At 57.7% G+C, this 11,732-nt stretch carries 13 protein-coding genes; 7 read left to right on the forward strand and 6 right to left on the reverse strand.

The features are described 5' to 3' along the window. The first annotated feature begins 11 nt into the window (after positions 1-11). Positions 12-2,441, forward strand: a complete 2,430-nt coding sequence (locus RAM80_RS04415) for a TonB-dependent siderophore receptor (RefSeq protein ID WP_416425020.1) — start codon at positions 12-14, stop codon at positions 2,439-2,441. A gap of 193 nt (positions 2,442-2,634) precedes the next feature. After that, entirely contained in the window at positions 2,635-3,243 is a 609-nt protein-coding gene (locus RAM80_RS04420; RefSeq protein WP_416425021.1) for a class I SAM-dependent methyltransferase, read from the forward strand. A 2-nt stretch (positions 3,244-3,245) separates the two neighbouring features. Here the strand turns inward: RAM80_RS04420 and RAM80_RS04425 are convergent, their stop codons facing one another. Beyond that, complete coding sequence (locus RAM80_RS04425) at positions 3,246-3,650, reverse strand: hypothetical protein (protein WP_416425022.1); 405 nt, start codon at positions 3,648-3,650, stop codon at positions 3,246-3,248. Positions 3,651-4,283: 633 nt separating this feature from the next. Here RAM80_RS04425 and RAM80_RS04430 point away from each other — a divergent pair. Further along, on the forward strand, positions 4,284-4,730 hold the full coding sequence (locus RAM80_RS04430; protein ID WP_416425023.1) for an NUDIX hydrolase: 447 nt from the start codon (positions 4,284-4,286) through the stop codon (positions 4,728-4,730). 428 nt (positions 4,731-5,158) lie between these two features. On the opposite strand, the gene RAM80_RS04435 is transcribed toward RAM80_RS04430, so the two are convergent. After that, the gene (locus RAM80_RS04435; protein WP_416425024.1) at positions 5,159-5,602 is read right to left on the reverse strand and encodes a GNAT family N-acetyltransferase; all 444 of its coding nucleotides are present in this window, start codon (positions 5,600-5,602) and stop codon (positions 5,159-5,161) included. A gap of 174 nt (positions 5,603-5,776) precedes the next feature. Here RAM80_RS04435 and RAM80_RS04440 point away from each other — a divergent pair, with 174 nt between their 5' ends. Continuing rightward, entirely contained in the window at positions 5,777-6,178 is a 402-nt protein-coding gene (locus tag RAM80_RS04440) for a GFA family protein (protein WP_416425025.1), read from the forward strand. 413 nt (positions 6,179-6,591) lie between these two features. Here the strand turns inward: RAM80_RS04440 and RAM80_RS04445 are convergent, their stop codons facing one another. Further along, a complete protein-coding gene (locus RAM80_RS04445; RefSeq protein ID WP_176570409.1) occupies positions 6,592-7,731 on the reverse strand; it encodes a glutathione-independent formaldehyde dehydrogenase in 1,140 nt (379 codons plus the stop codon). A 558-nt stretch (positions 7,732-8,289) separates the two neighbouring features. On the opposite strand from RAM80_RS04445, the gene RAM80_RS04450 reads away from it, so the two are divergent. The 3 genes from RAM80_RS04450 (at position 8,290) to RAM80_RS04460 (ending at position 9,970) form a co-directional block, all read left to right on the forward strand. After that, the gene (locus tag RAM80_RS04450) at positions 8,290-9,087 is read left to right on the forward strand and encodes an SDR family NAD(P)-dependent oxidoreductase (RefSeq protein ID WP_416425026.1); all 798 of its coding nucleotides are present in this window, start codon (positions 8,290-8,292) and stop codon (positions 9,085-9,087) included. Positions 9,088-9,252: 165 nt separating this feature from the next. Continuing rightward, on the forward strand, positions 9,253-9,651 hold the full coding sequence (locus RAM80_RS04455) for a response regulator (protein ID WP_416425027.1): 399 nt from the start codon (positions 9,253-9,255) through the stop codon (positions 9,649-9,651). 16 nt (positions 9,652-9,667) lie between these two features. Continuing rightward, positions 9,668-9,970, forward strand: coding sequence for a hypothetical protein (locus RAM80_RS04460; protein WP_416425028.1), 303 nt, complete (start codon positions 9,668-9,670; stop codon positions 9,968-9,970). A 34-nt stretch (positions 9,971-10,004) separates the two neighbouring features. Here RAM80_RS04460 and RAM80_RS04465 read toward each other — a convergent pair whose 3' ends face one another. Genes RAM80_RS04465 through RAM80_RS04475 form a run of 3 tightly spaced genes read right to left on the reverse strand, consistent with a single transcriptional unit; the run spans position 10,005 to position 11,668 of the window. Then, positions 10,005-10,139, reverse strand: a complete 135-nt coding sequence (locus RAM80_RS04465; protein WP_416425029.1) for a hypothetical protein — start codon at positions 10,137-10,139, stop codon at positions 10,005-10,007. A 15-nt stretch (positions 10,140-10,154) separates the two neighbouring features. Beyond that, positions 10,155-10,613, reverse strand: a complete 459-nt coding sequence (locus tag RAM80_RS04470; RefSeq protein ID WP_416425030.1) for a DNA methylase — start codon at positions 10,611-10,613, stop codon at positions 10,155-10,157. Next, positions 10,610-11,668, reverse strand: coding sequence for a M42 family peptidase (locus RAM80_RS04475; RefSeq protein ID WP_416425031.1), 1,059 nt, complete (start codon positions 11,666-11,668; stop codon positions 10,610-10,612). The genes RAM80_RS04470 and RAM80_RS04475 overlap by 4 nt, the downstream gene beginning before the upstream one ends. Positions 11,669-11,732: the final 64 nt, after the last annotated feature.

Consider the following 11,732-nt stretch of genomic DNA (forward strand, 5'->3'; position numbering starts at 1 on the left):
GGGAGGGAACCGTGAGCTTTACCCAACGACCGCATGCTGCCCTGGCGTTAGCCATTCACCTGGCCATTGGCACGAGCCTCGCCTGGCCGGCCAACACATTCGCTGCCTCAGCCAGCATTGATGAAAACCGTACGTACGATATCGCCGCCGGGTCATTGACCGAAAACCTGAGCCGCTTTGCCGGCGCATCAGGCGTCGCCCTGAGCTTCGAGGCAACGCTTACCCAAGGGCGCAAGTCTCCAGGGCTGAACGGTCGCTACAGCGTTGACGCAGGCTTTGCCATGTTGCTGGCAGGCAGTGGTTTGCAGGCAGTACGCCAGAGCAATGGCGTGTACTTGCTGAAAGTGACTGACAACGCTGGCGCCATGGAGCTGGGTGCGACATCGGTATCGGGGTACGCGCTGGGGGAGCTCACTGAAAATACCGGTTCCTACACCACAGGTGCCAGCGCCACGGCAACCCAGTTGAGTCTCAGCCTGCGCGAAACTCCGCAGTCGGTGAGCGTGATGACTCGCCAGCGCATGGATGACCAGCAACTCAATCGCCTGACCGACGTGCTGGAGCAGACACCCGGAATCAATGTGGCCTACAGCGGCATGGACCGCTTCGACATTTACTCCCGCGGCAGCACCATCACCAATTACCAGATCGACGGCATCACTACCCAGTCCGACAGCCAGACCCGCACCATCCCACAAACCTCGATGGACATGGTGCTCTACGACCGCATCGAAGTGCTGCGCGGCGCCAGCGGGCTCATGACCGGATCCGGCGACCCAGGTGGCCTGATCAATATGGTCCGCAAGCGACCGACCCGCGACTTTCAGGCCCATGTGCAAGCCGGTGCGGGCTCGTGGGACCTCTACCGTAGCGAGGTAGACGTCTCTGGTCCCCTTAACGCCGAAGGCAGCATTCGCGGGAGGCTAGTGGGCGCCAAGCAGACCCAGAACAGTTTCATGGACGCCTATGGCAGCGATCGAGACATTCTCTACGGCGTGATGGAGTTCGACCTGGACGATGACACCACCCTGCGTACCGGGGTCGACTACTCGAAAATCGACATCGACGGTGCCGCCGGCGTCCCCCTGGTGTACAGCAACGGCCAGCCGGCTCACTTCTCACGATCCACCAGCGTGGGCGCCCGCTGGGCCAAGGACGAGATCCAGACCTACAACTACCTGGTTGCCCTGCAGCATCGGTTCGCCAATGACTGGTCGCTGGACGTTGCGGGCAACTACATGGACATCGACCGCACCGACCTGATCGGCAACTACCTGTTCAAAGACGTAGGCGTGCTGCCTTCACTCAACCAGACCACTGGTAACGCCCGGGCCGATCGTGGACTGGCCAATGCGGACCAAACCCAGAAAGGTTTCAACCTGACTCTGCACGCTCCCTACGAGCTGTTCGGACGCGCCCATGAACTGGTCACCGGCTTCAACTACACGAGCTACGACAACACCCATAACGTGCTGAGCGATGGCATCTCCAACCTCTTCAACTTCTACACGTGGGAGAACTACCTGCCCGAGGGTACGACCTATACGCCCTCGTTCGTGATGAAGACCCATTACCAGCAGCGCGGGGTTTTCATCGCCAACCGCTTCAAGGTGACCGACGACCTGAATCTTATCCTGGGCGTACGCAACTCCGACTACAGCTACGACTACAGCCTGCGCTACTACACCGGCACGGCCGGCAGCACGTCGAGACGACGCGAAAACGGCGTAGTCACCCCCTACGCAGGCCTGGTCTACGACCTGACTCCGGAACAATCGGTGTATCTGAGCTACACCGACATTTTCCAGCCACAAAGCAACCAGGATCGCAACGGCGTAGTGCTTGACCCGGTCACGGGCCAGAACTACGAAGCCGGCTGGAAAGGCGCGTTCTTCAATGGTGCCCTCAACACCAGCGCGGCGGTGTTCGAAGTCAAGCGCGATAACCTCGCCGAACTGGATATCGGCTATACGATTCCCGGAACCAGCAATAGCGCCTACCGCGCCGTCAAAGGTGCCATCACCAAGGGTTATGAGGTGGAACTCAATGGCCAACCCGTGCAAGGCTGGAACCTAAGTAGCAGCTATACCCATGCCGAAACGCGTGACGCCCAGGGTGACCGCAACCTGACGACCATACCAGTCGACATGGTAAAGTTCTGGTCCACCTACAACGTCGGCGGGAACTGGAATGCCCTGACCCTAGGCGGTGGCGTCAACTGGAATTCCCCGACCTACGTGGCGTTCAGCGGCACAACCATCAAACAGGACGACTACGCGGTGTTCAACGCGATGGCTCGCTACCAGTTCACCGCCAAACTTTCCGCCACGCTGAACCTGAACAACCTGTTCGATAAAACTTACTTCAGTAGCATCAATGGAGCGCAAGGTTTGTATGGTAACCCCCGGAACTTCATGATCAGTACGCGATACGACTTCTGATAATGGGCGCTTTGTAGCCTGATTTCCGTTGCTGGTTCACGTCAGGCTGCAGGGCGCGCTGAATTTCTCCCGTGTATTACAGGCCCAGCGACTGGCTGCTCTCGGCCAGAAGCGGGCCTCCGATCGACACCCTGCAATCAAATCTGGTTTTGCGTCCCTGTACCCCGCAACATGGGCGAATTGAGGTTTAACGGTGCGCTCCTGGAACGACTTTTATCATCAAACCGCCACACGTGCCCCCTCCGCACTGCTAGCCAAAGCACTGGCCCTGGCGCCAGAAAGGACAAGTGCTCCATGGGCCGTTGATCTGGGGTGTGGCGCGGGCAACGAGACAAGACAGTTGCTAGACGCCGGCTGGCATGTATTGGCTATCGATAAAGAGCCTGGAGCCATTGCGCTAACTACGGCGACGTGCCCAGCGGAAAAGCACGGAAGACTAACCACTGCGCTCGCCAGCTTTGAACAAATGCCACCGTTGCCGCGCTCAGGCTTGATCCATGCCGGCTTGTCACTGCCCTTCTGCCGGCCTGGCCATTTTGCATTGCTGTGGGACCACATTCGGTGTGCCCTGATACCAGGTGGCGTGTTCGTCGGTCATTTTTTCGGAGTCCGACATGGATGGTCCGCGCTAGAAAATCTCACTCTGCACACCGAGCAGGATATTCGAGGGCTCTGCGGCGGCATGGAGATCGCGCTACTACGGGAAACTGAAACGTTGATTGAAAGAGACGACGGCCCTCTCAACTGGCATCGCTTCGACCTCATCGCCAGAAACCCCGAAACAATCGCCGTAACTCGCTGAGGTCAGGGTTTGAGTGCCGTAGTCCTCAGCGGGCTTATTCCCAAGCCGCCCGCGATGCGGTCAAGTTCGGTACCAGGCAAGCGCGGCGCAGTAGGCGCGGCCTGTTCGGTCGGCGGCCAGCGCAGATCTGCCTTTATCGGGTCACCACCCAGCCGCGCGAGCCGAGCCTTGCGTGGAAAGACAGATCTATCCAGGCAGGCTTCACGATCGGCAGAGGATGACAGCTGACGACATCCGCCGCCGTTTGATACAGCGCGTGCTTCGCACACACGCTTGCTACTTACATCGTTAATCTCAACGCAGTCCAGCGAGCCGAGCGCGCCTCCCAATACTTGTGCAACTGAATCCGCGTGGGCCTGACAAGTGAAAATCGATGCCGACAATACCAGCGCCAGCTTCCAATCCATGGGGTATCCCTCCTCCGCTAATACCCAGCATGATCCACGAGTGAGATTCCACTTTTATGACCACGGCCCGCGGACTACAACGGTCATTTTTTTCGGATAACTTCATCAACTGGCAAGCTGCTCGCGTTGCGCGATGAATAGGTTTGTCACCGACTGGAGATTCGGAAATTGACATGGAAGTGCTTGGCGTTGTGGATAGCTTTGCTGGGGTGGGCAACGGCAAATGCTGATGCTGTCCGCGAACCGGCGTTGATAAACGCGGCGCGGGCAGCCTGCAAAACCTTGAGCACCTTGACCGAGCCATCGTTTTTTCGCTCGAACGCTTATTTCTCCGGGCAGGACGGGATCATTGCGGTAGTGATCCAGGGCACGAAACCGGCCCCCTCCATGAAGGGGCAAGTGGGCGCTGAGTTGTGCTTGTATTTTCCGCAACGAAGACAGGCCCAGATTACTGAATGGGATGAGTTAGCCAGGCCTGGCAGCAAACCACCCATTAGCAGGCCTGCAGACTTTTAGGCGTTTTGCCGGCAGGAACACCCGGTTGAGCCAATTTGCTCATCAGCAAAAGAGCCGTGGATATCATCTGGGTTATCCAGCATTTACGGTCCGCGGTTGTAGAAGGAGAAACCACGTATGCGCGAACGCAAGGCAGCGCGATTGCTCGTTATCAGCCCGTCTCGAAAAGTGCTCCTTTTCAGGTTTACCCATACCCAGGATGCTTTGGCAGGCACTTGCCACTGGGCAACCCCTGGAGGTGGCCTGGAGCAAGGCGAGACATTCCACGCTGCGGCGATGCGCGAGTTGCGTGAGGAAACCGGTCTGCAAGCTTCAGTAACGGGGGAAGCAGTGGCGCACCGGCGTGTCTCGCTGCTTCTACCCAGTGGCGAGACGGTGCTGGCCGTAGAGCGATATTTTGTCGTGCATGCCGGGGACCAGTCCCTATCCCGCTCGGAGTGGTCGCCCCATGAGCGCCAGGTCATGACAGACCATTATTGGTGGTCCATTGAAGAATTGAGGTCCACCAATGAGCGGATATTTCCGGAAGGGCTTGTCGACATCCTCGTGCGCGCGGGCATCTGACGAGAGTCGAAATACTCATCGAAGCGTATTCTTCTCGTTGCGCATGGCTTCGTCGCAAAGACAATCCGCGCACTGGCCAGAAGCGACTTTTCAGATTTCTACAGCTGGCAGCTCTGCAACGGCAGTATGCTCGCTTTGGAAAACCTCGAACTCCCGACAGTCGATCTGGAGACGTTACAGGCCTCGCTCCCACCTGGATGATTGCGCAGTTGTGCTCTCGTCCTCAGCTTCGCTCGAAGACCTCCCCTACACCGAATGCCATTCGGTGTTCCAGCGAGCACTGGAGTTGTTGCGCAAAAGACTCAAAGAGTTCTGGCGCTGAGTTAGCGAGTGACACCGAGTGGATCGAGGGCTGTCCGCGTTGGAGCGGGAATGGCTGGTTACCAGAGACGGCACTCGTCCAGAACCGGACAAACAACAAAGCCCTCTCAAACGAGGCGTTCGTACGTCAGGTAATCATGCGCACCGAGCCCGGTACATAAAAATCCCGCTTTCTCATACAGTCTCTTCGCAGGGTTATCCGCTCGCACACTCAGCCGCAGCTGCCGGAATCCATGCTGTGCCGCGTCCGTCACAAAAGCTTCCAGGAGGGCCATTCCAACGCCGCAACGTCGATACTCAGGCCCGACATGAACAGTGCAAAGTTCCGCGTGAGAGTGCTCAGGCACCCAGAGTGAGTAACCCGCGAATTGATCGTCCATGAGCGCGACTGTCAGACGGTCAAAATTCTCTACCCACCGCGTCAGGTGTCGTTCCAGTTGGGTGCGCCAAGCAGATTCATGCTTGGGCTCCCAGCAGCGGATGTAGCTCTCCTCGCCTCGATAGACGGCCGGAAGATCGGTGATACGTGCTTGTCGAAGTTGAAGTGCCATTCCATTAGCCTTTTTATTGAGCCTGCAGACAGGGCATGGTCTACGAGCTGTATAGCAAAGTCCGACAAATAATCGTAGCCATCGCCGGGGCAGCCGCTATCGGCCACAGGCGGTCTCTCGGCGGATCGAGTCTGGGGCAGTTACACTGGTTTTTTTGACCGCATGGAGAAACACATGCCCAAGGCATACCAAGGAAGCTGCCTGTGCGCAGAGGTCGGTTATGAGTTGCTCGTCCCTCCCAAAGCAGTAAGCCATTGTCATTGCAGCCAGTGCCGCAAGGCTCACGGAGCAGCGTTTGCATCATATGGCAGCGTTCCGCGTAGCGCGCTACGAATTCTTCGCGGCGCCAACAACCTCAAGACCTATGCATCCTCACAGACGGTGTTGCGCGAGTTCTGTGCAGAGTGCGGTTCGACCCTGTTCTGGTCACGTTGTGAGGGTGAATTTTCCGACTGGATTTCGGTAGCGCTAGGCACGCTTGATACGCCTCTACTGCCCCACAACCAAAAGCACCTCCACGTCGATTCCGCAGCCCTCTGGTACAAGTCATCTGGCTGTTGCTCAAAATCTGAGTGACCGCTTTGGGTCGATAGCGGTCAGTCGCGGCCAACTGCTCACGGCCAAAAACAGCTCCCCGTTCCACCCTTATCACACGCACAGCCAGTAGCGAGAAGGCGCGTCGTTCTAATAATGCGGTGCCGTGCACTCCAGGCGGCAACTCTACGATGGGGTCGCCAGTCCCAGACAGGTCGTGGAGTGAAAGATCGCTTCGGGGATCTCAGCCAAGACTGCTCCAAGTCTTGTGCCTAAAATCTTGCGGCTGCCATCGCAAGTCCTGGAAATTTATTAGTGGATATCTAGTAAGCCAGCAAAAGCTATCGCCCCAGCGCCGTTTGTAGTTCAAAAGTAAAGCGGAGGTACGCAAAGTGAACCTGCTCCACCCCGGGAACATTTCTGTGGCGCACCTCCGCCATTCCAGATCATGAACGTCAAGCGGCTGGCTTGAGCACTACCTTGGTCCAGCCCTCGTCCCGGGCATCAAAGTGCCCGTAAGCCGCCGGCCCCTCGTCCAACGTCAGACGGTGCGAGATAATTTGCGAAGGTGACGCGCGGCCATGATGGATCAGCTCCGCCAACCGGCGATTGTAAACCTTCACATTGGCTTGCCCCGTGCGGATTTGCTGCCCTTTAAACCAGAATGAGCCGAAGTCAAAGGCCATCTTGCCTTCCTTCGCTAGGTCATTCTTGGCTCCTGGGTCCTGCGGTACAAACACCCCTACCACCCCGATGCCACCCGTGGCCTTGGTGGAGGCGACCAGGTTGTTCATTGTCAGATGGTTGGCCTCATGGCCGTGACGATCACAGCACTGGTAGCCCACGCACTCACAGCCACGGTCGGTACCTTTGCCATGGGTAAGGTTGAGAATCTGATCGACTGCTTCTTTTTCCAGAGAATTGATCGGCGTAGCCCCCATTTGCGCAGCAAGCTTTAACCGATCAGGGTGGTTGTCGACCACGAACACCTGTGACGCACCTTTAATCATCGCCGAGTGAGCTGCCATCAGGCCCACCGGACCAGCCCCGTAGATAGCAATGCTCTCTCCAGGCAACAACCCTGCCAGCTCGGTGGCATGCCACCCCGTGGGGAAAATGTCGGAGAGCATGACGTAGTCGTCTTCGCGCTCCTGCGCGTCTTCCGGCAACACCAGGCAGTTGAAATCGGCATAAGGAACCCGGAGCAATTCGGCTTGGCCGCCTTGGTAAGGCCCCATTTCGGCGAAGCCATATGCGGCACCTGCACTGCCGGGGTTAGCCGTGAGACAGAAGCCGGTCAGGCCTTTCTCGCAGTTTTCGCAGAAGCCGCAACCAATATTGAACGGCAGGCAAACCCTGTCGCCGACCTTAACGCGATCCACGCCCTTGCCTACCTCGATCACCTCTCCCAGATTCTCATGGCCGAATACCCGACCGGTCTCAAATGAAGTACGGCCTTCATACATGTGAAGGTCAGACCCGCAGATATTCGTGGTAGTGACCCGCACGAGCGCGTCAGTGGGCTTCTCGATACGTGCGTCTGGCACGCTCTGCACACTTACATTCCGGGGCCCGTTGTAGACAATGGCTTTCATGTCGTTCTCCGTTGGTGTGGCCGAACAATTTGCTCGCTTACGAGTATCAGGCCCACCCACGCAGGCATCGTTTCAACGGAGCGAGCAACAGCCTGACGAAAGGCCTTCAAGCCTTTTTTGTCGCGCGACTTAAAGGGCTAGGCAGGATTGGGTTGTCAGCATTCTTCGACCTGGCTGCCAGCGGACTAGGCAAGACCGGGTTGTCAGACCGTCCAGACTTGGGCGCAAGCGGACTTGGAGGTAAAGGCTCATCGACCTTATCTGAGCCAGTACCACTAGCCAGCGGGCTGGGGGGCAATGAGTCCGGATTGTCTAGGGCTGGACCATTTTGATCCTTTGAATGAGTGTTCATGGCTACTCCTGAAATACCCGAGGTAGTTATTGTCTTGGAGGGGGGCGTACCTTGTGGAATTCAAACTGTTTTGTGGCACACGCTCTCGGACCTTTAATCAGCCGCCCTTTCTAGTATTTTTTTGGAGCCACTGTAGTTCTGCGTTGGTCGAACCATGAGTGCCGGAGATATGCCACCGGCTTCATTGTTTCGATGAGGAGGCTCATATGGATCTTGGAATAACAGGGCGTGTCGCGCTTATAACGGGCGCCAGTGGCGGGATAGGCCAGGCAACAGCGCGACTGTTGAGCGAAGAAGGTGTCCTGCTGGTACTGACCGATCGTGATGAAGGTGCCTTGCAGGCTGCGTTCGCCAACCTGCCCGGCGAACGCCTGTTGGTGGCGGCAGATGTCACAAACCAGCAAGCCGTAAACCAGGTGGTGGCTGATGGCGAATCACATTTCGGTAAAATCGACATCGTCGTGCACACTGCCGGGGTTACCGGTGCCAAAGGCGATCCTCTCGAACTCTCTGATGCTGACTACGAAGAGGCCTGGCAAACTGACTTCTTCTCTTCGGTGCGCGTAGCACGCGCCACCATTCCACGCATGCGCCCACGCGGGTGGGGGCGGTTTGTGTGTATCACCTCGGAAAATGCCGCCCAGCCCTACTACGATGAGGCCGTGTACAACGTTGCCAAGGCTGCCCTCGCTGCGTGGGTAAAGGACCTCTCGTACAGGGAAGCCGAGCATGGCGTGTTGTGCAACACCGTGGCTCCCGCGTTCATCGAAACAGGAATGACCAATGACATGATGCGCAAGCGAGCCGAGAAGCTCGGCGTCTCTTTTGAACAAGCGGTTGAGAGCTTTCTCAAGGAAGAGCGGCCCGGCATCGTGCAGCAGCGCCGAGGTCAGCCTGAGGAAGTGGCGGCGGTGATCGCGCTGCTGGTCTCGCATCGGGGGTCTTTCATAAACGGCAGCAATGTTCGAGTGGACGGTGGGTCGGTACAAGCGGTGCAGCAGTAACCGTTTACGGGTAACGCACAGAAAGCTGCAAACGGGCCTCCAGTTTGCAATTGCTGACGTGGGAACGTCGCGCTGCCAATACAGTCGAATGGTGGTCCAGCTATTTGGCAGCGCGCGGACACAACTTTAGAATGACGAAATCATGGCATCTCAAGGCCCCCACCGATGATGAACAGCGTCCTGAATTCGTTTCGCCTGGAGGGCGATATCGTCGTGGTCGAGGACGATCCATTGCTCAGAAGGCTAATGGGGGACATCCTTGCCGATCTCAGCGACACTTGTCACAGCTTCCAGAACTGTGACGATGCACTGGTTTATCTTTTGCAATCGGGGGGTTGCGCCGCTGTGGTGGCGGATCACGATGTTCCGGGGCAGCTCCACGGCGCGGAATTCCTCGGCATGGTCGCGGAAAAATGGCCGGGGACGGTGACGGTTTTGATGAGTGGCTTCGCTCTGGAGGACATTCCGGTGAAACCTGGAATCGTCTGCCTGGCCAAACCATGGTCAGCCGAGAGCCTGATCAAGGCACTGGGATCGTTTGCAGAACCGGTCACGGATAGTTGAGTGTCAAGAGACGATTATGGATCAGTGGCACCGAAAATATCTTGGTAGTGGCATTCAGGTATACGCATCTTTGCGCAATCTTCGCGAGGTTCGATACCAACTCGACCGTCAGGTGACGCCCGACCGTGGGTTCATTGTGCTTCTTGATATTGAACGGGACGACATGTCCGCGTACTTCCCACCTGGAAATGATCTTGTTGTGCAAGCGTTAGAAGCGGTTCGCTGCCCGCCACCGGGCGTTGCTTCCGAGAGGGTCAGGGAGTTCTCTCGCGAAGACTTTCCTATCAAGCCGGTATTTCTAGAGCTAAATTTGTTTTGAATTCAGGCGGTTGTCGCATACCTATCCAGCCCCCTCACTCGTCCTCGGGCTCATCATCCGCCTCGTCGTCGGAAGGCTTATCGCGTTCTTTCCGATTCTTGGCGGGGTCGTTGACGTAAGGCACGCGATCGGGACCTTGCTCTTCCAAACCTTCTGTTTGTGGTTGCATAGTTGTTGCTCCTGATCAAGACGGCATGAGGAGATCAGCCGAAGCATCGTGTAGCGTTCCCGCTGCTTCATGCATGAATATCTCCACGGTTTTGGGCCCCACTCCTTCAAAGCTTAGTAGCCAGCGCTCGAAGTCGGCGACCCCGTGAGCCCCAGTGCACAACGCACACAGTTGCGGATGCAGTTCCTCGCTAACGCGCTGGCCCAATACCCGCAAGCGCCTCGCGGTGGATTCGTCATATCGCGCATAGCCCGCCTCGCCCAACCACCTGACGAATTGGGCATGACTACGCCTGGCTAATTGTTCAGGCGTGCCCACCCCCTCCTGGTCGACCAGCCGATGAAAAGCCTTCACCGCCACGGAGGTACGAATCCGCTTGCCGATCAAAAAACTGGCCAGCAGCCATTTAAACAGGCCGTTGCCACCGGGCTCGTTGATATCAATACCCAAGTCCGCAGCGGTGACGGCGATCATGTTTGCCCCTGCATGAGAAAACGGGTCAAGCTCTTGGCACAGGCCTCTATACCTGCCGGCAACACTACCTCGAAGCCATGGGTGTTCTCGGTGGGGATGGCGATACAACCCGCCCGGCCAAGGGCCCCTACTGCCAATATCGCACTGGCGTCAGAGGCAAAATCCACCAGCAACGCCGGTTGCGGCGTGTAGCCAGCCCGTTGCGTAGCGGCAATCAATGCATCGGTGACCGAACGGGTGTAATGGCCTTTTTCGTCGCCAACGACGACGATGGGGTTTACCGATAGCTCGGTGCCATATTCTGCGGCAATCGGGCCGACCTCCACCGCAACGGCGGTGCGACATGGCAAATGGTGTGCTGCGAACAGTGCGCCGGCGTTGGTTTCCTCCTCCATGGTGGTGAAAGCGAAGTAGGTATCCTGGGCCAAGCGGCTTGACGTTCGGGCAACCATAGCGGCTGTCTGGAGGACCGCTACCACAGGTGCGCGGTCATCCATGAAGTGTGCGGCAATGGCATCCTGAAGGTAAAACGGCTTGCGCCAGTGCTGGCTGAGCATCACTCGGGTGCCGGCTCGAATGCCGTGCTCCTCTAACTGCCTGCGGCTCTGCCGGGTGACCACGTGCACGTCCCGCCAATGCACATTGCCATCCTGAACGTCGGCGCCCTGAGGCGATTGCCGAGTCACATGCATGCTGCCAAACGACAGCACGCCGGGCACCACGGCGGCGTCGCCCAGAATATCGACCGGGCACATGCCGAAGTTGACCGGGTTGACGCCGCCCAATGCGGTGACCTGCAATGAACCATCGTCGTTGATGGTGCGGACTGCCATGGCGATTTCGTCCAGATGCGCCATGATCAGCATGCCGGATCGCGCTGCTTGGGCATGGTCGGTGGGAGCGTTGAGCGCGCGAATCAGCCCGATCAGGTTTCCTGCATCATCGATCCAGGTTTCATCACAATGCTCGCGCAGTTCGCGCTCGCATATCACCCGCACCTCTTCCTCTTCGCCCCCGGGGCCTCTGGCGTACAGCAGTTCTTCAAGCAGTTGCATAGGATGCATCATGACTCCTTGAGTTGCCTTTACCTTCCGGGAAGCGAGCCCGCCACCGGCAATT

It is taken from the genome of Pseudomonas sp. App30, from assembly GCF_047947025.1.
Lineage (GTDB): Bacteria > Pseudomonadota > Gammaproteobacteria > Pseudomonadales > Pseudomonadaceae > Aquipseudomonas.